The sequence below is a fragment of the Streptomyces sp. NPDC057271 genome (assembly GCF_042668715.1).
GTDB lineage: Bacteria > Actinomycetota > Actinomycetes > Streptomycetales > Streptomycetaceae > Streptomyces.
In genome coordinates this window covers 61,019-87,359 of record NZ_JBHUYJ010000023.1, presented here as the reverse complement: position 1 = coordinate 87,359, position 26,341 = coordinate 61,019, and the positions used below count along the sequence as shown (strand labels likewise).

The 26,341-nt window shown below is 71.9% G+C and carries 23 protein-coding genes; 7 read left to right on the top strand and 16 right to left on the bottom strand.

All coding sequences use genetic code 11. The features are described 5' to 3' along the window. On the bottom strand, positions 1 to 1,549 hold a 1,549-nt coding region (locus ACFUJR_RS14070), incomplete at its 3' end, for an MDR family MFS transporter (RefSeq protein ID WP_383450405.1). A gap of 101 nt (positions 1,550 to 1,650) precedes the next feature. On the opposite strand from ACFUJR_RS14070, the gene ACFUJR_RS14065 reads away from it, so the two are divergent. Then, a complete protein-coding gene (locus ACFUJR_RS14065) occupies positions 1,651 to 2,208 on the top strand; it encodes a TetR/AcrR family transcriptional regulator (RefSeq protein WP_383180480.1) in 558 nt (185 codons plus the stop codon). Between the two features lie 13 nt (positions 2,209 to 2,221). Here ACFUJR_RS14065 and ACFUJR_RS14060 read toward each other — a convergent pair whose 3' ends face one another. After that, positions 2,222 to 2,926 (bottom strand): M23 family metallopeptidase, encoded by a 705-nt coding sequence (locus ACFUJR_RS14060; RefSeq protein WP_383180477.1) that lies wholly within the window; start codon positions 2,924 to 2,926, stop codon positions 2,222 to 2,224. A gap of 489 nt (positions 2,927 to 3,415) precedes the next feature. Between ACFUJR_RS14060 and ACFUJR_RS14055 the strand changes: the two genes are divergently transcribed. Continuing rightward, entirely contained in the window at positions 3,416 to 6,538 is a 3,123-nt protein-coding gene (locus ACFUJR_RS14055; RefSeq protein WP_383180474.1) for an NACHT domain-containing protein, read from the top strand. Positions 6,539 to 6,658: 120 nt separating this feature from the next. Here the strand turns inward: ACFUJR_RS14055 and ACFUJR_RS14050 are convergent, their stop codons facing one another. Next, a complete protein-coding gene (locus tag ACFUJR_RS14050) occupies positions 6,659 to 9,184 on the bottom strand; it encodes an ATP-dependent Clp protease ATP-binding subunit (RefSeq protein ID WP_383172393.1) in 2,526 nt (841 codons plus the stop codon). A 462-nt stretch (positions 9,185 to 9,646) separates the two neighbouring features. Here ACFUJR_RS14050 and ACFUJR_RS14045 point away from each other — a divergent pair, with 462 nt between their 5' ends. Beyond that, on the top strand, positions 9,647 to 10,297 hold the full coding sequence (locus ACFUJR_RS14045; RefSeq protein WP_383172391.1) for an SCO3374 family protein: 651 nt from the start codon (positions 9,647 to 9,649) through the stop codon (positions 10,295 to 10,297). Here the strand turns inward: ACFUJR_RS14045 and ACFUJR_RS14040 are convergent. The 10 genes from ACFUJR_RS14040 to ACFUJR_RS13995 all read right to left on the bottom strand — a co-directional run bounded on the left by ACFUJR_RS14040 (position 10,276) and on the right by ACFUJR_RS13995 (position 18,286). Next, a complete protein-coding gene (locus tag ACFUJR_RS14040; RefSeq protein ID WP_147979058.1) occupies positions 10,276 to 10,611 on the bottom strand; it encodes an Lsr2 family protein in 336 nt (111 codons plus the stop codon). The genes ACFUJR_RS14045 and ACFUJR_RS14040 overlap by 22 nt on opposite strands. Before the next feature lie 144 nt (positions 10,612 to 10,755). Next, positions 10,756 to 11,283, bottom strand: coding sequence for an amino-acid N-acetyltransferase (locus ACFUJR_RS14035; protein ID WP_383172389.1), 528 nt, complete (start codon positions 11,281 to 11,283; stop codon positions 10,756 to 10,758). A gap of 9 nt (positions 11,284 to 11,292) precedes the next feature. Then, positions 11,293 to 11,787, bottom strand: coding sequence for a BlaI/MecI/CopY family transcriptional regulator (locus tag ACFUJR_RS14030; RefSeq protein WP_383172387.1), 495 nt, complete (start codon positions 11,785 to 11,787; stop codon positions 11,293 to 11,295). Positions 11,788 to 11,896: 109 nt separating this feature from the next. After that, positions 11,897 to 12,073 (bottom strand): hypothetical protein, encoded by a 177-nt coding sequence (locus ACFUJR_RS14025; protein WP_383172385.1) that lies wholly within the window; start codon positions 12,071 to 12,073, stop codon positions 11,897 to 11,899. 14 nt (positions 12,074 to 12,087) lie between these two features. Next, positions 12,088 to 12,696 carry a hypothetical protein gene (locus ACFUJR_RS14020; protein ID WP_383172399.1) on the bottom strand — a complete coding sequence of 203 codons (609 nt, stop codon included), beginning with the start codon at positions 12,694 to 12,696 and terminating at the stop codon, positions 12,088 to 12,090. A 131-nt stretch (positions 12,697 to 12,827) separates the two neighbouring features. After that, positions 12,828 to 13,634 (bottom strand): type III pantothenate kinase, encoded by an 807-nt coding sequence (locus ACFUJR_RS14015; protein WP_383172383.1) that lies wholly within the window; start codon positions 13,632 to 13,634, stop codon positions 12,828 to 12,830. Further along, positions 13,634 to 14,653 (bottom strand): carboxylating nicotinate-nucleotide diphosphorylase, encoded by a 1,020-nt coding sequence (gene nadC / locus ACFUJR_RS14010; RefSeq protein WP_383172381.1) that lies wholly within the window; start codon positions 14,651 to 14,653, stop codon positions 13,634 to 13,636. The genes ACFUJR_RS14015 and nadC overlap by 1 nt, the downstream gene beginning before the upstream one ends. Continuing rightward, positions 14,650 to 16,344: an L-aspartate oxidase gene (locus ACFUJR_RS14005; RefSeq protein WP_383172379.1), complete on the bottom strand. Its 1,695-nt coding sequence runs from the start codon at positions 16,342 to 16,344 to the stop codon at positions 14,650 to 14,652. Before ACFUJR_RS14005 ends, nadC begins: the two co-directional genes overlap by 4 nt. After that, positions 16,341 to 17,375, bottom strand: a complete 1,035-nt coding sequence (panC, locus tag ACFUJR_RS14000) for a pantoate--beta-alanine ligase (protein WP_383172377.1) — start codon at positions 17,373 to 17,375, stop codon at positions 16,341 to 16,343. The genes ACFUJR_RS14005 and panC overlap by 4 nt, the downstream gene beginning before the upstream one ends. Further along, positions 17,372 to 18,286, bottom strand: a complete 915-nt coding sequence (locus tag ACFUJR_RS13995; protein ID WP_383172375.1) for a Rossmann-like and DUF2520 domain-containing protein — start codon at positions 18,284 to 18,286, stop codon at positions 17,372 to 17,374. Before ACFUJR_RS13995 ends, panC begins: the two co-directional genes overlap by 4 nt. Before the next feature lie 124 nt (positions 18,287 to 18,410). Here ACFUJR_RS13995 and ACFUJR_RS13990 point away from each other — a divergent pair, with 124 nt between their 5' ends. Next, positions 18,411 to 19,610: a threonine aldolase family protein gene (locus tag ACFUJR_RS13990; RefSeq protein ID WP_383172373.1), complete on the top strand. Its 1,200-nt coding sequence runs from the start codon at positions 18,411 to 18,413 to the stop codon at positions 19,608 to 19,610. A 4-nt stretch (positions 19,611 to 19,614) separates the two neighbouring features. Then, complete coding sequence (locus ACFUJR_RS13985; RefSeq protein WP_383172371.1) at positions 19,615 to 20,703, top strand: DUF5937 family protein; 1,089 nt, start codon at positions 19,615 to 19,617, stop codon at positions 20,701 to 20,703. Positions 20,704 to 20,714: 11 nt separating this feature from the next. Here the strand turns inward: ACFUJR_RS13985 and ACFUJR_RS13980 are convergent, their stop codons facing one another. Beyond that, positions 20,715 to 21,389 (bottom strand): response regulator, encoded by a 675-nt coding sequence (locus tag ACFUJR_RS13980; protein ID WP_383172369.1) that lies wholly within the window; start codon positions 21,387 to 21,389, stop codon positions 20,715 to 20,717. A 17-nt stretch (positions 21,390 to 21,406) separates the two neighbouring features. Beyond that, a complete protein-coding gene (locus ACFUJR_RS13975) occupies positions 21,407 to 22,612 on the bottom strand; it encodes a sensor histidine kinase (protein ID WP_383172367.1) in 1,206 nt (401 codons plus the stop codon). Between the two features lie 97 nt (positions 22,613 to 22,709). Here ACFUJR_RS13975 and ACFUJR_RS13970 point away from each other — a divergent pair, with 97 nt between their 5' ends. Together ACFUJR_RS13970 and ACFUJR_RS13965 are read left to right on the top strand one after the other, a co-directional pair. Next, positions 22,710 to 23,705 carry an SAM-dependent methyltransferase gene (locus ACFUJR_RS13970; RefSeq protein ID WP_383172366.1) on the top strand — a complete coding sequence of 332 codons (996 nt, stop codon included), beginning with the start codon at positions 22,710 to 22,712 and terminating at the stop codon, positions 23,703 to 23,705. A 101-nt stretch (positions 23,706 to 23,806) separates the two neighbouring features. Next, positions 23,807 to 24,949, top strand: coding sequence for an NADH-quinone oxidoreductase subunit D (locus ACFUJR_RS13965; RefSeq protein WP_383172365.1), 1,143 nt, complete (start codon positions 23,807 to 23,809; stop codon positions 24,947 to 24,949). A gap of 332 nt (positions 24,950 to 25,281) precedes the next feature. Here the strand turns inward: ACFUJR_RS13965 and ACFUJR_RS13960 are convergent, their stop codons facing one another. Further along, entirely contained in the window at positions 25,282 to 26,283 is a 1,002-nt protein-coding gene (locus tag ACFUJR_RS13960) for a hypothetical protein (RefSeq protein ID WP_383172363.1), read from the bottom strand. Between the last annotated feature and the right edge of the window lie 58 nt (positions 26,284 to 26,341).

Sequence of the window (26,341 nt, the reverse complement as noted above, 5' to 3'; positions counted from 1 at the left end):
CGTCCGAGCCCTGCGACCCGTTCTCCGGTCCGGCGCCGCGCAGCGCGACCTCCTTGACCAGGAAGGCGAGGAGGAAGCCGAGGACCGCGACCGCCGCGCCGACCAGGAAGGCGGAGTGGGTGCCGGCGGCCACCGCGTGCTGGTACGCCTCGCGCAGGGCGGCCGGCAGCTTCGCCAGCGAGGCCGCGTCGAGCTGGGCGGAGCGCTGCGTCAGCTCCGAGCCGCCGCGCTCCGCCATCTCGTCCTGGACGCGGCTCGTGAAGAGCGCGCCCATGATCGCGACGCCGAAGGAGGAGCCGAGGGTACGGAAGAGGGTCGTCGAGCTGGAGGCGACACCCATGTCCTTCATCTCGACGCTGTTCTGCGCGACGAGCATCGTGATCTGCATCAGGAAGCCCATGCCGGCTCCGAGGAGCGCCATCCAGACGCCGGAGACCAGTCGCGAGGTGCCGGTGTCCATCGTGGAGAGCGCGAAGAGGCCGGCCGTCATCAGGGCGCCGCCTGCGATCGGGAAGATCTTGTACTTGCCGGTGCTGGTGGTGAAGCGGCCGACGAGCAGCGAGACGAGCATCATCGACAGAAGCATCGGCAGGAGCAGCAGACCGGAGTTGGTGGCCGAGGCGCCCTGCACGGACTGCTGGAAGATCGGCAGGTAGAGGACCGCGCCGAACATCACGAAGCCGGTGATGAAGCCGATCAGGGACATCACGGTGAAGTTGCGGCTGCGGAAGATGTGCAGCGGCATGATCGGGTCGCTCGCCCGCGTCTCGACGTACAGGAAGGCGGCGAGCGCGACGGTGCCGCCGACGGCGAGGCCGACGATGGTGGCCGAGCCCCAGGCGTACTCCGTGCCGCCCCAGGTGGTGACGAGGACGATCGCGGTGATGCCGACGGTCAGGAGTCCGGCGCCGAGGAAGTCGATCCGGGTGCCGGTGGCACGCCGCTTCTTCGGCAGGTGCAGGACGGTGGTGACCATGGCGAGGGCGACGGCGCCGAGCGGCAGGTTGATGTAGAAGGACCAGCGCCAGCCCCAGTGGTCGGTGATGGTGCCGCCGACGAGCGGGCCGCCGATCATGGCGAGGGCCATCACGCCGGCCATCATGCCCTGGTACTTGCCGCGCTCCCGGGGCGGGATGAGGTCACCGATGATCGCCATGACACCGACCATCAGACCGCCGGCGCCGAGGCCCTGGATCGTACGGAAGCCGATCAGCTGGCCCATGTCCTGGGCCATGCCGCTGAGCGCCGACCCGATCACGAAGATCACGATCGAGGTGAGGAAGATGCCCTTGCGGCCGAACATGTCGCCGAGCTTTCCCCAGATCGGGGTGGAGGCCGCGGTGGCCAGGGTGTAGGCGGTGACGACCCAGGAGAGGTGCTCCAGGCCGCCCAGTTCGCCGACGATCGTGGGCATGGCGGTGCCGATGATCATGTTGTCCAGCATCGCGAGGAGCATCGCGATCATGAGGGCGAGGAGCACGACGCGGACGCTGCGCGGCGGCGGCTCCGTCACCTCGCTCGGAGTGGTGCTGGTCGACTGCGCAGCCATGTCATTCCCTTACTTGCCGCCCGGCTAGTTACTACACTGGGGACGGTAGGCGCGTAACTTGCCGGTCGTCAAGTAAGTTTTGTGGAAAGTGGAGAGCAGCCATGGCCCGAGGCAACACCCGCCAGCGCATCCAGGACGTGGCCCTGGAACTCTTCGCCGCACAGGGCTACGAGAAGACCTCGCTGCGCGAGATCGCCGAGCACCTCGATGTCACCAAGGCCGCGCTGTACTACCACTTCAGGACCAAGGAAGACATCATCATCGGCATCTTCCAGGACCTCACCCGGCCCATGGACGAGCTGATCGCCTGGGCGAAGAGGCAGCCGCGCACGCTGGAGGTCAAGGAGGAGATCATCCGGCGCTATCAGCAGTCCCTGGTCGGCGCGGCCCCGCTGTTCCGCTTCATACAGGAGAACCAGGCGGCCGTCCGCGAGCTGAGCATCGGCATGACCTTCAAGGAGCGGCTGCTGGAGCTGAGCGGCCTGATCCAGGAGCCGGACTTCGCCGTGATCGACCGCGTGCGCTGTGTGAGCGCGATCTTCGCCCTGCACTCGGGCATGTTCTTCATGGACAACGTCGAAGGCGACCCCGAGGAGAAGCGTGAAGCCGTCCTCGAGGTCGCCCTCGATCTGATCACCCAGGCGCACGGCGCGCGGTGAGGCGTTCTTCAGGTCAGATGGTGACACCCACCGAGCGCAGGAACGCGGACGGGTTGAGGGCGGAACCGTAGTTCGGGGTCGTACGGATCTCGAAGTGCAGGTGCGGGCCGGAGGAGTTGCCGGTGTTGCCCGAGAGGGCGATCTTCTGACCGGCGCCGACCTTCTGGCCGATGTGCACGTTGATCTTCGACAGGTGGGCGTACTGCGAGTACTTGCCGTTGGCGTGCTTGACGACGATGGCGTTGCCGTACGCGGGGCCGTCGCCGCCGCCGTTCGGGCCGGCCTTCACGACGGTGCCGGCGCCGGCGGCCTTGACCGGGGTGCCGACCGGAACGGCGAAGTCCTGGCCGGAGTGCTTGTGGGCCCACATGGAGCCGCCCTGGTTGAAGCTGGCGGTCAGGGTGTAGGAGCTGACCGGCTTGACCCAGGAGGGGGCCTTCTTGGCGGCGACCGGGGCGGCCTTCACCGCCTTGGCGACAGCCGCCTTCTTCGCGGCGGCCTGCTTGGCGACGGCGGCCTTCACGGCGGCCTGGGCCTGGGCATCGGCCTGCGCGGCGACGGCAGCGGACGCACCGGTCGCGGCAGTCGCGATGGTGGCGGCCTTGCCCTCGGCGGCGAAGGCGGACCCTGCTCCGGCCACCAGCGACACTCCCAGACCCGCGGTGGCGAGAGCGACGGCGGCGGTACGGGCGGCGGGGTTCATGACGCGCTTCGACATACGGGGGAAAACCTCCGGACAGAACGGGACCCGACGCGATCGCTGCGCCGGGCGGGCTGTTGCTCATCCTTGGTAACCCGGACCCCCATCCGGCGTAAAACACCCCATCTACGACATTGCGTCGTAGCGGCGGGCGGGGGAGTTCGGCTCTTGACGACCCGAGCCCCCACCTTCGAAATCGGACATACCGCCACCAATGAACTGGTTTATCCGCACGTCGGACCCGCCCGAAACGGACCTACAGGCCACTTCCCGTACGGTTCGCCCCCTCTCGGGACCAAAGTCCCACCATCGGCGCCCCGAACGTCCGGAATGAACACCAAACAGCGTCACTATCCCGGTTAGTACCCCTCAAAACGCCTGTGCGCCTTGTCACGGCGCACCCGCCCCCGATGCGACCTGGGTCACGCAACCAGGGCCGTCAGAACGCCGTCCCCGACTACGGTGTGCAGGAGTTGGACCTGTCCGGGCGACGTTCGGGGGACGTACGTGGAACCAGCGCTCATCGGCACCCGCCTCGCATCGGCGGCGGTCGGCCCGCTCCTGCGAAAACTCCTGGTCAAGGACGGTCCGGGGGCCGGTCTCACCGGCGCTCGCAAGCCGATCAGACTCTCCCGGCTCGTCTCCTTCCGCGGCGAGCAGCGGACGCTGGGCGAGCGGGACGTCCGGAGACTGGCCGCCACGCTGGTCGAGCGCGCCGCCACCGGCCCCGGAGAGCCTCCGTTCCCCGCCACCGAGACCGAGGCGCTCACCGACACCCTGGCCGCGACGCTCCTCGCCCTCGGCGACCTGGACATGGACGACGTCCAGGCGGTCAGCCTCGGCGCCCCGGCCCTCGCCCGCGCCCTGCGCGCCGCGGCCCCGGCCCCGGACGGCCTGTCGACGGACTGCGTCCTCTTCCTCGACACGCTCACCGGGTGGGCCTGCCTGCACATCCTGGAGTTCTTCACCCAGCGGTCCACGTTCGTGGCCCGCTCCCTCGTGGAGCAGACCCGCGGACAGGCGGAGCTGACGGCCAAGGTCGACGAGGTGATCCGCCGTACCCCACGGGTGGACGTGCGGGACGCGGAGTTCGAGCGCCGCTACCGGGCGTACGTGGCGAAGAAGCACGGCAGCCTCACCATCTACGGGGTCGACCTGCGGGACGCACCGGAGAAGTGGCCCCTGGACGTGGCCTACCTGTCGCTGGAGGCGACGGCGGCAGGTCCTCCGCTCGACAGACACCTCCGTCTGGCCGCCCTCACAGAGGTCGACGAGCGTGATCAGGGGTTCGTGGACGCCTTCGCGAACGCCTTCGGCGTGGCGCCCCCGGGCACGCGGCCCACGCTGACGCCCGAACAGCGCGAGGCCCTCCTCGCGACGGCCGCCCGCGTGCTCCACGACCTCGACGGGGGCGGCCGCGCGGACGTCGCGCTCGCCCAGCACGACAAGGTGCTGCTGCGCGGCCTGGCCGGATCGGGGAAGACGACCCTCGTCCAGTGGCTGGCGGTCTCCGCGGCACGGGACGAGCAGGCCGACGCCATGGCGTACCTCCGCGACCGGATCCCCTTCGTCCTCCCCCTCCGCACCCTCACCCGCCACGGCGAGCGGCTCCCCGCCCCCGACCGCTTCCTCTCCGCCGTCGGCTGCCCGCTCTCCCCGCCCGAGGGCTGGGCCGACCGTGTCCTCGGCGCCGGCCGCGGCCTCGTCCTCGTCGACGGCATCGACGAGATCCCCGAGGTCGAACGCGACCGCGCCCGCCGCTGGCTCCGCGAGCTCCTCGACTCCTACGACGGCAACCGCTGGCTGGTGACCTCCCGCCCCACCGCCGTACGGGACGACTGGCTGACCTCCGACGGCTTCGCCGAGTTCACCCTCTCCCCCATGTCCACCGCCGAGGTCACCGCCTTCGTCCGCCGCTGGCACCAGGCGGCCGGACCGGAGGCCGCGCCGTACGAGCAACCCCTCCTCGACGCCCTGCGGACGACCTCCGACGTCGCCCAGCTCGCCACCAACCCGCTGATGTGCGGTCTGATCTGCGCCCTGCACCGCGGCCGCCGCGGCTTCCTGCCGCGCGGCCGCAAGGCGCTGTACGACGCGGCGCTGGCCATGTTGCTCTCCCGCCGGGACCGCGAGCGGGACATGGGCATGCCGTACGGGGTCGAGCTGGGCGAGGCCCCGCAGATCCAGCTGATCCAGCGGATCGCCTACTGGCTCACTCTCAACGGCCGGACGACGATGGACCGCCCGCACGCGGCATCGGTCGTACGGGAGGCGGCGCCCGCGATCACGGAGGCGGCCGGGATCGACCCCGACGCGATCTTCCTTCATCTGCTCCACCGCAGCGGCCTGCTGCGCGAGCCGACCGCGGACACGGTCGACTTCGTCCACCGCACCTTCCAGGACTACCTCGCGGCGAAGGCCCTGGTGGACCACTGGGACATCGGCGTCCTGATCCAGCACGCGGCGGACGACCAGTGGGAGGACGTCATCCGCATGGCCGTCGGCCACGCGCGCCCACGCGAATGCGCCGAGATCTTCGAGGAGCTGCTGAAGGCGACGGACGCGGCACCGGACCGCCCTACGCGACTGCGGATCGTGGCCGTGGCGGCGACGGCGCTGGACCACGCGACGGAGGTGTCCCCGGAGGTCCGGGCACGGATCCTCGCGCGCACGGCGGCGGTGATCCCGCCGTCCGGGCCGGCGGAGGCGCGGGAGCTGGCGTCGGTGGGGCGCACCGTCCTGGACCTGCTGCCGGGCCCCGAGGCGCTGACCGACCAGCAGTCCCTGGACGTGGTGACCACCGCCACCCACATCACGGACGACGCCGCGCTGCCGTACCTCGCCCGGTTCACCCGGCATCCGAGCCTGGCGGTCCGCTCCCAGCTGATCTGGGGGTGGAACCGGTTCGACACCACCCGGTACGCCGAGGAGATCATCGCGGCGCTCGACCCGTCCGAACTCGACTTCACCATCACCTCCGACGGACAGGCCGCCGAGATCGCCCGACTCGGGCTGCGCCCCAGGAACCTCGACATCCGCGCCGGCGTCTCCGGCCACGGGACGGCCCTGCTCCGTGAACTGATCGACGCTTCGTTGAATCTGCGGCTCCCGGGGCCCCTCGCCCGGGTTCTCGAGTCCCTCCCCGCCGAGAACGACCTGGCGACCCTCGCTCTGAACGAGTACCCCGACGGAGGGTTCGGCGTTCTCCGCCGGCTGAGCGGCCTCAAGGTCCTCACGGTCGAACGGGTCGCCGGGATGAGCGAGGAGGACTGGCAGGCCGTGGCCTGCCTGGACAGCCTCTCGTTCCTCTCCCTGCCGGCGGCGGGCCTGCGGAGCGTCCCGGACTCGCTGCGGCTGCCGGGGGTCGAGATGGTGTACCTGGTCTGCGACCGCTCCCCCGCCCCGCTGGACGCCGTCGCCCGCGCCTTCCCCGGCCTGCGCCGACTGCGCCTCCTGGGCAGCGTCGGCGGACTGGTCCACGACCTCACACCGCTGGCGGGCCTGGAGCGGCTCGTCTCCGTCAACAGCCTCGGCGCCCTGTTCACCGGCGCCGAGAACCTGCCGCCCGGAGTCCAGATCCGGGCAGGGGCCGACGACACCTCCCCTCCCTCGGTACGTTCACGCTCATGACCGACGTGGCGACCGTCCGTCGAGGACAACGACGTGAGCCGATGCTGCTCCCGGCCGGCGAAAAGGGGCTGCCCCCGGAACCCTCACGGGTCCGGGGGCAGCCCCTTCAGCGGTTTCGCCTCACGCGTCCTTCGAGAGGTTCGGGCCCGCTCCGCCCGTCGCCTGCTCGATCGGCGGGACGTCCGGCAGGGCCGACTTCTCCTCGCCGCGGAAGGTGAACTTCTTCTCCTCGCCCTCGCCCTCGGTGTCCACGACCACGATGTGGCCGGGGCGCAGCTCGCCGAAGAGGATCTTCTCGGAGAGCGAGTCCTCGACCTCGCGCTGGATCGTCCGGCGCAGCGGCCGGGCGCCCATGACCGGGTCGTAACCCTTCTTGGCGAGCAGCTCCTTCGCGGACTGGGAGAGCTCGAGGCCCATGTCCCGGTCCTTCAGGCGCTCGTCCACCCGGCTGATCATCAGGTCGACGATCTGCAGGATGTCGTCCTGGGTGAGCTGCGGGAAGACGATGATGTCGTCCACACGGTTCAGGAACTCCGGGCGGAAGTGCTGCTTCAGCTCGTCGCTGACCTTGGCCTTCATCCGCTCGTAGTTGGACTTCGTGTCGCCCTGGGCGGCGAAGCCCAGGTTGAAGCCCTTCGAGATGTCCCGGGTCCCGAGGTTGGTCGTCATGATGATGACCGTGTTCTTGAAGTCCACGACCCGGCCCTGGGAGTCGGTCAGACGACCGTCCTCCAGGATCTGGAGAAGGGAATTGAAGATATCGGGGTGGGCCTTCTCGACCTCGTCGAACAGGACGACGGAGAACGGCTTGCGGCGCACCTTCTCGGTGAGCTGGCCGCCCTCTTCGTAGCCCACGTATCCGGGGGGAGAACCGAAGAGACGGGAAACCGTGTGCTTCTCGCTGAACTCCGACATGTCGAGGGAGATCATCGCGTCCTCGTCGCCGAAGAGGAATTCGGCGAGCGCCTTGGACAGCTCGGTCTTACCGACACCGGACGGGCCGGCGAAGATGAACGAGCCACCGGGACGCTTCGGGTCCTTCAGACCGGCTCGCGTACGACGGATCGCCCGCGAGAGGCCGATGACCGCGTCCTTCTGGCCGATGACGCGCTTGTGGAGCTCGTCCTCCATGCGGAGCAGTCGGCTCGACTCCTCCTCGGTCAGCTTGAAGACCGGGATGCCGGTGGCGGTCGCGAGGACCTCGGCGATCAGCTCGCCGTCGACCTCGGCGACGACGTCCATGTCGCCGGCCTTCCACTCCTTCTCCCGCTTGGCCTTCGCCGCCAGCAGCTGCTTCTCCTTGTCGCGGAGAGACGCCGCCTTCTCGAAGTCCTGGGAGTCGATCGCGGACTCCTTGTCCCGGCGGACACCGGCGATCTTCTCGTCGAACTCGCGGAGGTCCGGCGGCGCGGTCATCCGGCGGATGCGCATCCGGGATCCGGCCTCGTCGATCAGGTCGATCGCCTTGTCCGGCAGGAAGCGGTCCGAGATGTACCGGTCGGCCAGGGTCGCGGCCTGGACGAGGGCCTCGTCCGTGATGGAGACCCGGTGGTGGGCCTCGTACCGGTCACGCAGACCCTTGAGGATCTCGATCGTGTGCGGCAGCGACGGCTCGGCGACCTGGATGGGCTGGAAGCGGCGCTCGAGGGCCGCGTCCTTCTCCAGGTACTTGCGGTACTCGTCGAGCGTGGTCGCACCGATGGTCTGGAGCTCACCGCGGGCCAGCATCGGCTTGAGGATGCTGGCGGCGTCGATCGCGCCCTCGGCGGCACCCGCACCCACCAGGGTGTGGAGCTCGTCGATGAACAGGATGATGTCGCCGCGGGTGCGGATCTCCTTGAGGACCTTCTTCAGGCGCTCCTCGAAGTCACCGCGGTAGCGGGAGCCTGCGACCAGCGCGCCGAGGTCCAGGGTGTAGAGGTGCTTGTCCTTGAGAGTCTCGGGCACCTCGCCCTTGACGATGGCCTGCGCCAGGCCTTCGACGACGGCGGTCTTGCCGACGCCGGGCTCGCCGATGAGAACCGGGTTGTTCTTCGTACGGCGGGACAGCACCTGCATGACCCGCTCGATCTCCTTCTCGCGCCCGATGACCGGGTCGAGCTTGGATTCGCGGGCCGCCTGGGTGAGGTTGCGGCCGAACTGGTCGAGGACCAGGGACGTCGAGGGGGTGCCCTCGGCAGGACCGCCGGCCGTGGCGGCTTCCTTGCCCTGGTAGCCGGAGAGCAGCTGGATGACCTGCTGCCGCACCCGGTTGAGATCGGCGCCCAGCTTCACGAGGACCTGGGCGGCGACGCCCTCGCCCTCGCGGATCAGGCCGAGCAGGATGTGCTCCGTGCCGATGTAGTTGTGGCCGAGCTGGAGGGCCTCGCGGAGCGACAGCTCCAGGACCTTCTTGGCACGCGGGGTGAAGGGGATGTGACCGGACGGAGCCTGCTGGCCCTGCCCGATGATCTCCTCAACCTGCTGGCGGACCGCCTCGAGCGAAATCCCGAGGCTCTCCAGGGCCTTAGCGGCGACACCCTCACCCTCGTGGATAAGGCCCAGGAGGATGTGCTCGGTGCCGATGTAGTTGTGGTTGAGCATCCGGGCTTCTTCCTGAGCCAGGACGACAACCCGCCGCGCGCGGTCGGTGAACCTCTCGAACATCGTTAATCGCTCCTCAGAGCGGTCAGTCAGTTAGGGGTCGATCCCCTCCCTGTCCTTCCGCAGCTTAGTCCCGCAAGCGGGGACCGCTCATTCCAACTGCCGACATCCGTCCGGATCACCCCCTTGTCCGTGGGGAGACCTGCTGCCGAACAGCCGACAAATGCTCCAACTCGATGGTGCGAGACGATGTTCCCGCAGGCCAAGCAGTTACCCGCGCCTTCAGTACGCCGATGGCGAACGTGAGACGCGAAAGCCCGCGAGTCGCCCCTCCTCACTAGGAATGTCTTACCCGTCCGCACTGACACTCCATGCGGCACACCCCGGTTCCCTCCGCTACGGGCGAACATCCTTGCGCTGCCGAATGCACCCGTACGCCCCCATCGCGGACACCGTGCGCAGTGGATCGAGGACGCGGCGTCGACGACGGCGTAACCAAGGGACCTTCGTGGGCGTTCCCCGGACATGCCCTCCACCGCACCACGCGTGCCGCCGCCCCGCTCGCCGGTCGACGGCGGTGCGGCGCGCTGGTACGAGGAGGCGCTCGGCTGGGAGACGGTGGCCGGCCCGCCGGTGGGCCTGGTGACGGGTCTGCGCTTCGACGTCCTCGACGTGCCCGCCGAGGCCGGCCGGGCGGTGCTGCGCCGGACGGGCGCGGGTGCCACCGGGCCGGTGGCCCTCACGGGGTGGAGGATGCGGCTACTGGTCGCCGCGGGGAGCGCGGAGGAGCTGCCGGGGCTGCTCGACTGGCTGGAGTGGGGCGGGATCTCGCTGGATCTCGTCGCCCTGGGCGCCGGCAGCCGGATGACCGCTCCTGTTCCCCCAGGATGGAGCGGTTCCGACGCGCCCGGCGCCGCGGTGTGGCTGCGCGCCCCCGAGCCGGGCCGCGACGTGGAGACGTCGCTGCCGGCCCTGCGGACCGCGGTGCGGGGTGGTGCGGCCGCCCCCTGTCTCGTACGTCTCGTGGCCGCCGCCGCGGCGGAGTGCCACCGGGTGCGGCTGCTGAGTGCACGGTCCCGGGAAGGCCTTCCGGGGCGCCCCGGAGGGCGGCCGGTGGAGCGTTCCGCGAGGTCGGTCGCTCAGCAGCTGACTCCTCAGCGGTTCGCGTCCTCGTAGGCGGCCTTGATCTCCGCCGGAACGCGACCGCGGTCGTTCACGTTGTAGCCGTTCTCCTTGGCCCACGCGCGGATCTTCGCGGTGTCCGGGCTGCCGCCGGCCGCGACCCGGCCCTTGCCGCGCGTACCGGCGCTGCGGCCACCGGTACGCCGACCGCTCTTGGTGTACGGCTCGAGCAGGCCACGGAGCTTGTCCGCGTTGGCGGTGGTGAGGTCGATCTCGTAGGTCTTGCCGTCCAGCGCGAACGTCACGGTCTCGTCCGCCTCGACGCCGTCGAGGTCGTCGACAAGAAGGACCTGAACCTTCTGTGCCACCGGATTTCCTTTCATCGAAAATGCAGTACGCGGAAAGGAAACCGCTTTTCCCGGAAAAACACAAACCCCTGGGAGAGGTTCAGAAGCCCGGCAGTGCGGGAAACGTGCGCGATTCGGACATAGGGTTCCGTGCGCTCGTCAGGATCACAGATGCAGAAGCATCCGGCTGTTGCCCAGGGTGTTCGGCTTCACTCGTTCGAGACCCAGGAACTCGGCGACGCCCTCGTCGTAGGAACGCAGGAGCTCGCTGTACACATCTCCGTCGACCGGAGTCTCGCCGATCTCGACGAAGCCGTGCTTCGCGAAGAAGTCGACTTCGAAGGTCAGGCAGAATACGCGGCGCACCCCGAGCCAACGGGCGGTGTGCAGCAACTTGTCGAGCACGTGATGGCCGACGCCGGCGCCCTTGAACTCGGGATCGACGGCGAGAGTACGCACTTCGGCGAGGTCTTCCCACATCACGTGGAGTGCCCCGCAGCCGACGACGACGCCGTCCTCGTCGCGTTCGGCGACCCAGAACTCCTGGATGTCCTCGTAAAGCGTCACGTCGGCTTTGTCGAGCAGGATGCCCCGCCGGGCGTACGGGTCGACGAGGCGGCGTACGGCGGCGACATCGCCGGTGCGGGCGCGGCGGACGGTGACGGCTTTCGAGGCGGCGGAGGACGACGGCATGGGGGGACGTTATCGCCCGTCGCCCTCGGGGTCCGAGGCAGCCTCTCCGGCGTCCGGGGGCGAACCCCCGCCCACACCCTCGTCCGCCGCCCCACCTGCGCTCTCGCGGGCCCCCTCGGGCTGCGGGGCGGGGGTCTCCGGCACGTTGTGCCCGACGATTCGGATCGCGTCGGTGAGGGCCTCTCGCTGCTCGCTCGACATCATGCCGAAGAACGCGACAAGGGCGGCCGCCGGGTTGTCGCTCTGGGCCCACGCCTCGTTCATCAGTGCGGCCGAGTAGGCGGCTCGGGTGGAGACCGCGGTATATCGATAGGCGCGGCCGTCGACTTCCCTCCGCACCCAGCCCTTCTGATGGAGATTGTCCATTACCGTCATGACGGTGGTGTAGGCGATGGACCGTTCCTGCTGGAGATCCTCCAGGACTTCCCGGACGGTCACCGGACGGTTCCATTGCCAGACGCGTGTCATGACGGCGTCTTCCAGCTCTCCCAATTGGCGGGGCACACCGCCACCATAGTCCGCGAAGCGGGAATGGTCTGCTATTGACGGATGAAACGCAACAAAAAGGACGTACGACCTGAAAGCTGTCGTACGTCCTTCGGTGCGGGTGGCGCTACGGGGTGTTGCCGTCCGCCTGGCGGGTGGCATCGGCGCGGGCGAGAGCGGCGTCCACGGCCGCGTCTTCCTTCGCCTTGTTCGGGCCGCCCTGGCTCTTGACGATCGTGACGACGAGCGCCGTGAAGAACAGGGCCATCACGACGGGCGGCAGGAGCGCGGATACGTAGTCCATGCCGACCAGGGTAGCTATCCGGCGGCGCGTTCCTCGGGCGGGGGCGGCGGTACGGGGCGTCGGCGCGGCGGGAAGACCTCGGACGGCTTCGGGGCCGGGCGCTTCGTCGGCGCGGGCGGCTGCTTCGGGGCGGGCGGCTTGGGCTCGTCGGCGGCGCGGCCGCCGGGGAGGGCCAGCAGCCGGGCGCGGGGCGCGGAGGCCACGGCCTGGGAGACGCGGGCGAGCGAGGCGAGGCGGGGGTCTCCCCAGGCGAAGCTCTGGGGGAGGGCGCGCACGGACCGCTCGGCGAGCACCTGGCATCGCTCCAGGAGGCCGGCCGCCCGGGGGTGGACCCGCAGGGCACGCAGGGCCGTGAGGTCGTCGAAGCCCGGGTCGTACCCGGCGCCGAGGGCGTCCTGGAGGAGATCCAGATAGCCGGAGAGCGAGCCGGGCAGGGCCTCGCGGTACCGGGTCAGGTCGGCGAGGAGGAAGGCACGCAGCCGGCCGGCCTCCCGGACGGCGTCGTCCACGGACGCGGCGAGCCGCAGGCAGTCCTGGACGTCCTCGTCCTGAAGGGGGGCGGGGTTGAGGGCGGTGGCAAGGGCGCGTCGGAGCACACGCAGCTCGTCCGCACTGAACGCCATGCCGCCGCGGGATCCGTATGGCGTGGGCATGAGGTGACAATACGCGCTAATCGGACAAATTTCGTTTACCGATCAGCTCGGTGTGGCGGCGCCCCGACCGCTCCGGCGCCGCCCACGCGTGACGCGCCCCGCTACATGCGCGAGACGTTGCGCTCGTACACCAGACGCAGGCCGATCAGCGTCAGCCACGGCTCGTGCTCGTCGATCTGTGTCGACTCGCCGAGCACCATCGGGGCCAGGCCGCCGGTGGCGATCACGGTCACGGCCGACGGGTCGCCGTCGCGGCCGACCAGCTCGCGCTTCATCCGGGCCACCACGCCGTCGACCTGACCGGCGAAGCCGAAGACGATGCCCGACTGCATCGCCTCGACCGTGTTCTTGCCGATCACGCTGCGCGGCCGGGCGAGCTCGATCTTGCGGAGCTGGGCGCCGCGGACTCCCAGCGCCTCGACCGAGATCTCGATGCCGGGCGCGATCGCGCCGCCCGCGTACTCGCCGCGCGCGGTGATCGCGTCGTACGTCGTCGCCGTGCCGAAGTCGACCACGATCGCCGGACCGCCGTAGAGCTCGACCGCCGCGACCGCGTTGATGATGCGGTCCGCGCCGACCTCCTTCGGGTTGTCCGTGAGGATCGGGACGCCCGTCTTGACGCCGGGCTCGACCAGGACGGCCGGGACGTCGCCGTAGTACCGCCGGGTCACCTCGCGCAGCTCGTGCAGCACCGAGGGGACCGTCGCACAGATCGAGATGCCCTCGATGCCGTCGCTCAGCTCGACACCCAGCAGCGGGTGCATGCCCATGAGGCCCTGGAGCAGGACCGCCATCTCGTCGGCGGTGCGACGCGGATCGGTCGAGATGCGCCAGTGCTCGACGATCTCGTCCCCGTCGAAGAGACCGAGGACCGTGTGCGTGTTGCCGACGTCGATGGTGAGCAGCATCAGGCCCGCACCTCGCGCAGGTCGAGGCCGATGTCGAGGATCGGGGAGGAGTGGGTCAGCCCGCCGACCGCGAGATAGTCCACGCCCGTCGCCGCGTAGGCCGCCGCGTTCTCCAGCGTGAGGCGTCCGGAGGACTCCAGGACCGCGCGGCCGGCGACCAGCGCGACGGCCTCCTCGGTCTCCAGGGGGGTGAAGTTGTCCAGCAGGATCAGGTCGGCGCCCGCGTCCAGGACCTCGCGGACCTGGTGCAGCGTGTCGACCTCGACCTCGATCGGCACGTCCGGGAACAGCTCCCGTACGGCCTTGAAGGCCTGCGCCACACCGCCGGCGGCCACCACGTGGTTGTCCTTCACCAGCGCCGCGTCCGACAGGGACATGCGGTGGTTGACGCCGCCGCCGCAGCGCACCGCGTACTTCTCCAGGGCGCGCAGCCCCGGCGTGGTCTTGCGGGTGTCCCGGACGCGGGCCCTGGTGCCCTCCAGGGCGTCCGCCCACGCGCGCGTGGCGGTGGCGATGCCGGAGAGGCGGCACAGGATGTTCAGCGCGCTGCGCTCGCCGGTGAGCAGGTCACGGGTGCGGGTGGTCACGCTCAGGAGCTTCTGGCCCGCCTCGACGCGCTCGCCGTCCTCGACGTGCCGCTCGACCTCGAAGGTCTCGGTGCAGACGATGGAGAGCACCGCCTCGGCGACCCGCAGACCCGCCACCACGCCCGCCTCACGGGCGGTGAAGTCGGCGGTGGCGACCGCGTCCTCGGGGACCGTCGCCACGGTCGTCACGTCCACGCCTCCGTCGAGGTCCTCCTCGATGGCCAGGTGGGCGATGTCCTCGACCTGCACCGGGTCGAGCCCGGCGTCGGCGAGCAGCTGCGCGAGCGCGGGGTCGAGCCCGCACTCGTAGACCTCGTCGCCGTCGGCGCAGCCGCAGCCGTCACCACAGCCGCCCGCCTCCTCGGCCGGGGCGCTGATCTGGATCAGAGGGACGTCCACGGGCTGCGGACGTGCTTCTTCGGGCGTGCTCACGACTGCGGCTCCCTGGTTGCGTCGGCGGTTACGGGCGGAAAGTCTGCGGTGGCGGTACGGCGGACCACGAGCCGCCGGTCCGAGGTGAGGCGCACGATCAGATGGCGCCGCCAGTCCTCGTCGCGCTCGGGATGGTCCTCGCGCCAGTGGCAGCCACGGGTCTCCCGGCGCTCCTGGGCGGCCGCGACCAGCACCCGGGCGACGCACAGCAGGTTCGTCGTCTCCCAGGACTCGACGCCCGGCTCGGCCGCCTTGCCCTGGCGGTCCTCCGCCGCCGAGAGGCTCAGCGCCTCCAGCGCGTCGGCGGCGTCCCCGAGGCTCTCGGCCGAGCGCAGCACTCCGGCGTCCGCGCTCATGACCCGCTGGATCCGGACCCGGGTCTCGGGCGCGAGCAGCGGCAGCACGGACGGGGTCGCGGGCACGACCGGCAGGCCCTCGCGGTGCGGGCCCCGCGTGGCGATGTCGTCGGCGATCCGCTCGGCGAAGACCAGGCCCTCCAGGAGCGAGTTCGACGCCAGGCGGTTGGCGCCGTGGACGCCCGTGCAGGCCACCTCACCGCACGCGTAGAGGCCCGGGACGGTGGTCCGGCCCGTCAGGTCGGTGCGGACGCCGCCGGAGGCGTAGTGGGCCGCGGGGGCGACCGGGATCGGCTCGGTGACCGGATCGATGTCGTGGGCGCGGCAGGCGGCGAGGATCGTGGGGAACCTGGTCTCCCACATCTCGGCGCCGAAGTGCCGGGCGTCCAGGTACATGTGCTCGGCGCCCCGCTCCTGCATCCGGCGCATGATCGCCTTGGCGACGATGTCGCGGGGCGCCAGCTCGGCCAGTTCGTGCTGTCCGAGCATGAAGCGGACGCCGTCGGCGTCGACGAGATGGGCGCCCTCGCCCCGTACCGCCTCGGAGACCAGCGGCTGCTGGCCCTCGGAGTCGGAGCCGAGGAAGAGCACCGTCGGGTGGAACTGGACGAACTCCAGGTCGGAGACCTCGGCCCCGGCGCGCAGGGCGAGCGCGACGCCGTCGCCGGTGGAGACGGCCGGGTTCGTGGTGGCCGAGAAGACCTGGCCCATGCCGCCGGTCGCGAGGACCACCGCGGGGGCGTGGACGGCGCCGACGCCGTCGTGCTGGCCCTCGCCCATGACGTGCAGGGTCACGCCCGCCGTGCGCCCCTCGTCGTCCTTGAGGAGGTCGAGGACGAGCGCGTGCTCGATGGTCCGCAGCCCGCCGTCCCGTATCGCCTCCACAAGGGCGCGGGAGATCTCCAGGCCGGTGGCGTCGCCGCCGGCGTGGGCGATCCGGCGTCGGTGGTGGCCGCCCTCTCGGGTCAGGGCGATCTCGCCGTCGGCGGTCTTGTCGAAGTCGGCGCCGGTGGCGATCAGCCGGCGGACGGCGCCGGGGCCCTCGGTGACCAGAAGCCGGACGGCCTCGGCGTCGCAGAGCCCGGCGCCCGCCACGAGGGTGTCGTCGAGGTGCTGCTCGGGGGTGTCGCCCTCGCCGAGCGCGGCGGCGATGCCGCCCTGCGCCCAGCGGGTGGAGCCGTCGTCCAGGCGGGCCTTGGTGACGACGACCGTCCGCAGTCCGGCCGCCGTGCAGCGCAGGGCCGCGGTCAGCCCCGCGACACCGGAGCCGACCACGACGACGTCGGCGTCGATGGACCAGCCCGGCGCGGGCGCGTGCAGCCGTATTCCGGTCACTTGGTGGCTCCGAGGGTCAGCGGGATGTTGTCGATGAGGCGCGTACTGCCCACGCGCGCGGCGACGGCGAGGATCGCGTCACCGTCGTGGTCGTCGCCGACCTCGGTGAAGTCGGCCGGATCGACCAGGGCGAGGTAGTCGAGGACGAGCGGCGGCTCGGCCTTCGCCGCCTCGTCGAGGACGGTGCGGGCCGCGGCCCGTACGGCATCGGCGCCGCCGCACTCGGACGCCTGGGCGACCGCGTGCGCGTCGGCCGCGGCGCGGGCCTCGCCGAGCCGGGAGAGCGCCTCGGCGCGGGTCTCCGCCCGGCCCTGGGAACCGGGCAGGGAGGCGGCACGCGCGCGCAGCGCGTGCTGGGCGGCCAGCCGGTCGCTCGCGGCGAACAGGGCGCGGGAGAGGGCGAGGGCGGTGCGGCGCTCGCGATCGGAGAGGTAGCGGTTGCGGCTGGACAGGGCGAGACCGTCGGCCTCGCGGACCGTGGGCACGCCGACGATCTCCGCGGGGAAGTTCAGATCGCGGGCCATCCGCCGGATCAGGGCCAGCTGCTGGGCGTCCTTCTGGCCGAAGAAGGCCAGGTCGGGGCGGGTGAGGTGGAGCAGCTTGGCGACGACCGTGAGCATGCCGTCGAAGTGGCCGGGCCGCGAGGCGCCTTCGAGACGCCCGCCCATGGGGCCGGCGGTGATCCGGACCTGGGGCTCCCCGCCGGGGTAGACCTCGTCGACGGAGGGCGCGAACACGGCGTCGGCGCCCGCCTCCTCGGCCGTACGGAGGTCCGCGTCCAGCGTGCGGGGGTAGCGGTCGAGGTCCTCGCCCGCGCCGAACTGGAGCGGGTTGACGAAGACGGTGACGACGACGAACCCGTCGGGTCCGACGTAGCCGCGAGCGGTACGGACCAGGGTGGCGTGGCCTTCGTGGAGCGCGCCCATGGTCATCACGACGGCCGTACGGCCGTTTCCGGCCACACCCGGGGTGGGGGCGAGGGCGTGGAGCTCGTCGGCCGTACGGACCAGGGCGAAGGTCGTCGATGTCATCGGTCGGTCTCCCCGTCGGCGAGCACGCCCAGCAGGTCCTCGGCCAGCTCGGGCTTGAGCAGGCCGTGCGCGAGCGCCCGGTCGGCGGTCGTGCGGGCCATCGCCAGATAGCCGGCGACGGTGCCCGGCGCGTGCTTGCGCAGCTCGGCGACGTGCGCGGCGACCGTGCCCGCGTCACCGCGCGCCACGGGGCCGGTGAGGGCCCCGTCGCCGGACCGCAGGGCGTTGTCCAGGGCGGCGCCCAGCAGCGGGCCGAGCATCCGGTCCGGGGCGGCGACCCCGGCCGAACGGAGCAGGTCCATGGACTGGGCGACCAGGGTGACCAGGTGGTTCGCGCCGAGGGCGAGGGCCGCGTGGTAGAGCGGGCGGGCCTCCTCGGCGATCCACTCGGGCTCGCCGCCCATCTCGATGACCAGGGCCTCGGCGGCCAGCCGCAGCTCCTCGGGCGCGGTCACCCCGAAGGAGCAGCCGGCCAGGCGCTGGACGTCGACGGAGCTGCCGGTGAAGGTCATGGCGGGGTGCAGGGCGAGCGGCAGGGCGCCGACCCGGCGGGCGGGGTCGAGGACGTTCACGCCGTACCGGCCGGAGGTGTGCACGAGCAGCTGCCCGGGTCGTACGGCCCCGGTCTCGGCGAGGCCCTCGACCAGGCCGGGCAGGGCGTCGTCGGGGACGGTCAGCAGCACCAGTTCGGCGCGGCCGAGCACCTCGGCGGGCGGCACGATGGGCACGTCCGGGAGCAGCGTCGCGGCGCGGCGCACGGACGCGTCGGAGACGGCGGAGACCGCGACGGGGCGGTGCCCCGCGAGCTGGAGGGCGGCGGCGAGGGCGGGTCCCACCCGGCCGGCTCCGACGACTCCGACGGTGAGTCGCGCGGGACGGTCTTCCGCTCGGGGTTCTGCTGGTCGATTCACGCGGCAACGGCCTTCCGTTCCAGTCCGCGGGGGGTACCGGACGATTTCTGGTCATGCTACGCCAGCGTTTCGCGCTCCTCCGTGGCTGTCCACAGGGTGTGGGTGGTGGTGTGATGATCGGCCCATGGACGAAACGGAAGCGCGGCTGCATCGGGCGAAGGTGTGGGGCGGTGCGCGGCGCGCGCTGTGGCACTCCCCGGTCGAGGGCACGGTCGGGGAGCGCCTGCGGGAGCTGGCCGACTGGGCGGGGGCGGCGGAGGACGACGGCGGCCCCGTCGACATCTACGGGGACGGGCCGGTCGAGCGGCTCGAACAGCGGGTGGCCGACGCACTCGGCTTCCCGGCCGCGGTGTTCTTCCCGACCGGGACGATGGCGCAGCAGGTGGCGCTGCGCTGCTGGGCGGGGCGGACCGGCAACCCCGTGGTCGCCCTGCACCCGCTCGCCCACCCCGAGGTCCACGAGGGCGGGGCGCTCACGGCGGTGAGCGGGCTGCGGACGGTCCACCCGGCGGACGGCCCGAGGCTTCCGACGGCCGAGGAGGTACGGGAGCACCCGGAGCCCTTCGGAACGCTGATGCTGGAACTGCCGCTGCGGGACGCCGGGTTCGTGCTGCCGACCTGGGACGAACTGGTCGAGGTCGTGGAGGCGGCCCGGGAGCGGGACGCAGTGGTGCACGTCGACGGCGCGCGGCTGTGGGAGTGCGCCCCGCACTTCGGGCGCGGGCTGCGGGAGATCGCGGGGCTCGCGGACAGCGTGTACGTGTCGTTCTACAAGTCCCTGGGCGGCCTTTCGGGAGCGGCGCTGGCCGGCCCCGAGGACGTCATGGAGGAGGCCCGGGTGTGGCGGCACCGGTACGGGGGCCAGGTCTTCCAGCAGTACCCGGCGGCGGTGTCGGCGCTGCGGGGCCTGGAACGGGAGCTGCCGAGGCTGCCGTCGTACGTGGCCCACGCGCGCGTGGTGGCGGCCGGACTGCGGGCGGGCTTCGAGGAGGCGGGCGTGCCGTGGTTCCGGGTGCACCCGGAGGAGCCCCACACCCACCAGTTCCAGGTCTGGCTGCCGTACGACCCCGACGTCCTCACGGCCGCTGCCCTGGCGCTCACCGAGGCGACAGGCACGGTCCTCTTCCGCCGCTGGGGCGGCCCCGGCGCGGGCGGCCCCCCGGGCGTGGCCGTGACCGAGGTGACGGTGGGCGAACCGGGGCTCGCGTGGACGGAGAGCGATGTCCGCGAGGCGGTGGGGGAGTTCCTGTCGCACCTCGCACGGCCCGCCGGCCGACGGACGCCGTCAAACGGCTCGACCGCCCCGGACCGCCCCGCACCATAGGGGGGTGAGCCTGACCATCGACATCACCGGACTGCCGCACGAACGCATCTCCTTCGGCCCCTCGCCGCTGGGCGAGCTCGGCGCCGCACTGCACGCGCTGTCCGAGCCCGGCCACCACCCGGGGCTGCACGGCTGGGCCACGACCACCGGCGCCGCGCTCAGGCCCGAGCTCGCCGACCGGCTGCACGAGGCCGATTTCATGTGGCGGTCCACCCGCTCCGACTTCCTGCTGCCCGCCCGGCCGCGCGAGACGCTCGCCGAGGAGCTCGACGACCTCGACCGGATGGACGACGAGACCTACGTCGGGGCCGCGCTGGAGATCTCCTGCAGCACCCAGTACGCGGACGGGCTGCCCTCCCCGCTCGTCGACCCGCACTCCCGCTGCCGGGCCCTCGACCTGGCCGCCGCGCGCGGCCCTCGGCAGTACGCGTTCGTGGAGCGCACGCTCGCCGATCCCACCGGCACGCGCGCGTGGATCCGCAGACTCCTGGAGGACTGCGACGAGGCGTTCTTCGCCGACACCTGGCGCCGGGTGCGGGTCCAGCTCGCCTCCGACGCCCGGCACAAGACCGAACTCCTGCGCCGCAAGGGCCTCGCCGCCGCCGTGGCCGCCGTCTCCGGCGCGATGACCCTGGAGGAGGACGCCGACGGCTCCCGGATCGTCATCGACAAGCTGGTCCACGGCCGTACGCACACCGAGGGCTCGGCGCTCACCTTCCTCCCGACCGCCTTCGGCCGGCCGCACCTGATCGCCCTGCACGCCCGCGGCTGGCAACCGGTGATCCAGTACCCCGTCTCCACCGGCGAACTCGCCGGCTCCGCCCCCGTGGAGACGGTCAAGCTCCGCCTGGAGGCCGTCGCGCACCCCATGCGGATGCGCATGTGCCGCAACCTCGCCCGCGCCCCGTACACCACGAGCGAGCTGGCCGACGCGTACGGCATCAGCGCCCCGGAGGTCTCACGCCACCTCGCCGTCCTGAAGAGGGCCGGGCTGCTCACCACCCAGCGCCGCGGCCGCTATGTGCTGCACCAGCTCGACGTCACCGTCGTCGCCCGCCTGGGCAGCGACTTCCTCGAAGCCGTCCTGCGCTGACGCGCGGCGGCTCAGACCGCGCCGCCGCCCGCCCGCACCAGGCCCGTCTCGTACGCCAGGACCACGACCTGCACCCGGTCCCGCAGGTCCAGCTTGGTCAGGATCCGGCCGACGTGTGTCTTCACCGTCGCCTCCGACAGCACCAGCCGGGCGGCGATCTCACCGTTCGACAGGCCCTGGGCGACCAGGAGCATCACCTCGCGCTCGCGGTCGGTGAGCCGGTCCAGCTCCTTGTGCTGCGGCTCGCTCCCCGAGGACGGCAGCATCGGCGAGAAGCGGTCGAGGAGGCGGCGGGTCGTGGACGGGGCCACGACGGCGTCACCGCTGTGCACGGAGCGGATCGCGCCGAGCAGCTCGGCCGGCGGCACGTCCTTCAGCATGAAGCCGCTCGCGCCCGCCTTGAGGCCCGAGAAGGCGTACTCGTCGAGATCGAACGTGGTCAGGATCAGCACCTTGGGGGCATCCGGCTCCACACAGATCCGCCGGGTCGTCTCGACCCCGTCGAGCTTGGGCATCCGGACGTCCATCAGCACCACGTCCACGGCCGTGGAGCGCAGCACCTCCAGCGCCTCCACACCGTCCCCCGCCTCGGCCACGACCTCCATGTCCGGCTGGGCGGCGAGCACCATGCGGAAGCCGGTGCGCAGCAGCACCTGGTCGTCGACGAGCATCACGCGAATGGACATGTGGTTCCTTCGGATCGTCAGTGGGCGGGCTTCAGGGGGAGCAGGGCGCTGATGCGGAAGCCGCCCCCGGGGCGCGGTCCCGCGTCCAGGGTGCCGCCGACCATGCCGACCCGCTCGCGCATGCCGATCAGGCCGTGGCCGCGGCCGTCGGCGCCCCCGTCCTCGTACATCTCGTGGGTCGCTCCGCGCCCGTCGTCCTCGACGAGCAGCCCGAGACCGTCGTCGAAGTAGACCAGGCGGACGCTGGCCCCGGCGTCCGGGCCGCCGTGCTTGCGCGTGTTGGTGAGGGCCTCCTGCACGATCCGGTACGCCGTCAGCTCGACGCCGCTGGGCAGCGGACGCGGCGTGCCCTCGATCCGGAAGTCCACGGTCAGCCCGGCCCCGCGCACCTGCTCGACCAGGTCCTCGATCTGCTCGACGTCAGGCTGCGGCACGTACTCCCCCGCCTCCTGGTGTTCGCCGGTGCGCAGGATGCCGAGCAGCCGGCGCATCTCGGCCAGCGCCTGCCGGCCGGTCGAGGAGATCGTCTCCAGGGCCTGCTTGGCCGTCTCCGGGGAGGAGTCCAGGACGTAGGCGGCTCCGTCGGCCTGGACGACCATCACGGAGACGTTGTGGGCGACGACGTCGTGCAGCTCGCGGGCGATCCGGGCGCGCTCGGCGGCGACGGCGACCTTGGCCTGCGCCTCGCGCTCCTTCTCCAGGCGGGAGGCGCGCTCCTCCAGCTGCGCGAAGTAGGCGCGGCGGGTGCGCAGCGAGTCGCCGAGGACCCAGGCGAGGGCGAACGGCACGGTCATGATCACCGTGAAGAAGACATGCGCGAGGGCCGAGCCCGGGCTGGTCTCGGACGGCCATCTCAGCATGGAGAGCGTGGCGGCGCTGAGACCGCCGGCGAGCGCGAGACGAGACGCCCAGCGCGGTCCGTCGTGCGCGGCGACGGTGTAGATGATCACCAGCATGGCGAAGTCCGCGAAGAACGGCTGCAGCCCGAGGCCGAGCTGGGCGAGACCCAGCACGACGGTGAGGACGAGCATCTTCTCGGGCGCGCGGCGGCGCAGCGCGACGACGAGGCCGAACAGCGCGGCGACCACTCCGTACGCGGCGGGGTGGCCGCCCGCGGGGGACGCCGACACCAGCCACAACAGGGAGAACCCGAAGAGGACGACGGCCCAGAAGGTGTCGACGCCCGTCGGGTGTCTGCGGAGGAAGTCGTAGAGGCGCTGCACGTGACCCAGCGTAGGGAAGGCGGATAGGTGCAGGGGTCAACCGTGGGGTCGATCCTTGGCGTGAGGACCGTACTCCGCAAGGTGGAGACTGGCCCGTGTGACGGATGAGACGTGTCAGTGGCAGGGGTGGCGTGAGGCCACGGAGCGGGCGCTGTACGGCCCGGGCGGCTTCTTTCTGCGCCCCGAGGGCCCGGCCGGGCACTTCCGCACCTCGGTGCACGCCTCGCCGCTCTTCGCGGGGGCCGTCGCGCGGCTGCTGGCCGAGGTGGCGCGGGAGCTGGGGACGCACGAGGTCGACTTCGTCGACATGGGCGCGGGCCGCGGCGAGCTGGTGACGGGCGTCCTGGCCGCCGTACCGGCGGGGCTGTCGGTACGGGCCTACGGCGTCGAGCGGGCGGACCGGCCGTCGGGCCTCGACCCGCGGGTGGAGTGGACGGACCGGGTGCCGGACGGGGTACGGGGGCTGCTGTTCGCGAACGAGTGGCTCGACAACGTGCCGGTGGACGTCGCGAGCGTCGACGAGGCGGGGGTCGTGCGGTACGTCGAGGTGCGGGCGGCGGACGGGGCGGAGCGGCTGGGGCGGGTCGTCGAGGGCCCGGACGCGGAGTGGCTGGAGCGGTGGTGGCCGCTCACGGAGCCCGGCGAGCGCGCGGAGATCGGGCGGCCGCGGGACGAGGCGTGGGCGGCGGCGGCCGGCTCGCTCGCGGCGGGGACGGCGGTGGCGGTGGACTACGGGCACCTACGGGAGTCCAGGCCGCCGTTCGGGACGCTGACCGGGTTCCGGGCGGGGCGGGAGGTGGCGGTGGTCCCGGACGGCTCGTGCGACGTCACGGCGCATGTGGCGATGGACGCGTGCGCCGGGGGTGGCGGGGAGGTGGTCACGCAGCGGGAGGCGCTGCGGCGGCTGGGCGTGAGCGGGGAGCGGCCACCGCTGGCGCTGGCGTCGAGCGACCCGCGTGCGTACGTGCGGGCGCTCGGGGCGGCGGGCGAGGCGGCCGAGCTGACCGCGCGCGGGGGGCTGGGGGACTTCCTGTGGCTGACGCGGAGGGTGCCGGGGGCCCGCGGGCCGGACCCCCGGGGTGGCCGGTCCTGACGGGGCACCGCCCTCCGTGGGGCGTGCCCACCCGTCCCGCCCTGCGGGACGATCGTCCACAACGGTTCAGGAGCCCGGACCGCCGCAGGGATACTGTCCCCATGACGGAGACGACGGTCGGAATCGGCGGGGCGGCGGAGAGCACCGACATGGTGCTGAACATCGGGCCGCAGCATCCCTCGACCCATGGCGTGCTCCGGCTCCGGCTGGTCCTGGACGGTGAGGTCATCCAGCGGGCCGAGCCGGTCATCGGGTACATGCACCGCGGTGCCGAGAAGCTCTTCGAGGCGCGCGACTACCGCCAGATCGTGATGCTCGCCAACCGGCACGACTGGCTCTCCGCCTTCTCCAACGAGCTCGGTGTCGTCATGGCCGTCGAGCGCATGCTCGGCATGGAGGTTCCCGAGCGGGCCGTCTGGACCCGGACGCTGCTCGCCGAACTGAACCGGGTGCTCAACCACCTGATGTTCCTCGGGTCGTACCCCCTCGAACTGGGCGGTATCACCCCGGTCTTCTACGCGTTCCGGGAGCGCGAGGAGCTCCAGGCCGTGATGGAGGAGGTCTCCGGCGGCCGGATGCACTACATGTTCAACCGGGTCGGCGGGCTCAAGGAGGACCTTCCCGCGGGGTGGCTCGACCGGGCGCGGGCGGCCGTCGCCGACGTGCGGTCGCGGATGGACGTGTACGACAAGCTGGTCGTCGGCAACGAGATCTTCCGGGGCCGTACGCGGAACGTCGGCGTCCTGACCGCGGAGACGGCGCACGCGTACGGCGTCTCCGGGCCCATCGCCCGCGCCTCCGGCGTCGACTTCGACCTACGTCGCGACGAGCCGTACCTGGCCTACGGTGAGCTCCAGGACACGCTCAAGGTCGTCACGCGCCAGGAGGGCGACTGCCTCGCCCGCTTCGAGTGCCTCCTCGACCAGACCCACAACTCCCTGGATCTCGCCGACGCCTGTCTCGACCGGCTCGGCGAGCTGCCGCCGGGGCCGATCAACCAGCGGCTGCCGAAGGTACTCAAGGCTCCGGAGGGTCACACGTACGCCTGGACCGAGAACCCGCTCGGCATCAACGGGTACTACCTGGTCTCCAAGGGCGAGAAGACGCCGTACCGGCTCAAGCTGCGCTCGGCGTCGTTCAACAACATCCAGGCGCTGACGGAGCTGCTGCCGAGCACCCTGGTCGCCGACATGGTGGCGATCCTGGGCTCGCTCTTCTTCGTCGTCGGCGACATCGACAAGTAACCCGACCGGCACGTCGGCGACCGGCCCGTCGGGCGACCGGCCCACGGTCGACCGGCACGTCGGCGACCGGCCCGTCGGGCGACCGGCCCACGGTCGACCGGCACGTCGGCGACCGGCCCGTCGGGCGACCGGCCCGTCGGGCGACCGGCCCACGGTCGACCGGCACGTCGGCGACCGGCCCGTCGGGCGACCGGCCCACGGTCGACCGGCACGTCGGTGTCAGTTCCGGCGCATGACCACGAGGTCCCTGGGGTCCTTCTCCGGGCGCCGGCGTTCCACCACCCGCCAGTCCCGAACCGCAGTGACCTCCCCGGCGGCGAGTGCCCTGATCGTCACGAGCCGACGGCGCCGCGCAGCTCCGCCACGTCGATCTGCTCGGTCTCGTCGTGCGCGGTCAGGTCGATGACCTTGCCGATCGCCCGCTGCTCGGGGGTGCGGCGGGCCACGGTCGCGAGGACCTCCTCACCCACCACGTCCGCGAGGTCGGCGTCCTGGACGGCCTCGATGGCGGCCGCCTCCTTCTGCGTACCGAAGAAGTCGAAACCTCCCTCGGGGCGCGCGGCGCGTCGGGTCGCGTAGGGGACGACGGCGCTCGCGACCGGGACGGCGCGGACCGCGGGTACGGCGGAGGGTACGGGAACGACGGCGGTCGACGGTCGAGCGTGCGGCTCGCTCCCGGCGGCCGCCGCGTGCTTCCCCTGCGGCTCCTCCGTCTCCCGGGCGCGCTCGGCGAGATCGCGGCTGCGGGCGGCCTCCGCCGTCCGGCGGGCCTCCTGCGCGGCGGCGTTGCGGGCCAGGTCGCGCAGGGCGTCCGCGGCCTGGCGGTACAGGGCCGGCGTCGGCGTGGATCCGGCGGCCGGCAGCTCCTTGGCCTGAGGGGTCGCCTCCAGGGCGAGCTGCCTGCGGCCTTCGAGGGCGCTGGCCCGCTCGGTCTCGGCGTTGGCGTACCGGCGCAGCAGGGCCGCGTGCTCGCCGCGCAGTCCGGCGAGTTCGACCCGCTTGGCGCGCAGCTTGGCATCGAGCTTGGCCCGCAGCTCACGGGACTCGTCGAGGTCGGCCTCGAGCTCGGCTATGCGCTCCTCGGTCTTCCACAGGTCCGCGGTGCGGGCCCGGGTCAGCTCGGCGACCTGGCGCCCGGCACTCCGGTCCCAGCTGCGCATGATGACGCCACCGGTGACGGCGGCCGCCGCCGCGGCGGCCACGAGCAGCCGCAGGGCCACGGGATCGGCGAGCAGCCAGGCGCCCGCGGCACAGACGGCCGACGCTCCGGCCACCGCGGAGGGCGGCAGAAGCTTGTGCAGAGGAGGTGAATGGCGGTGGCGTCCACGTGGCATGGCCTGAAATTTACCGTGCGTAGGCGTCGTATGGGGTGTCGGCCCGGCAATCTCTTGG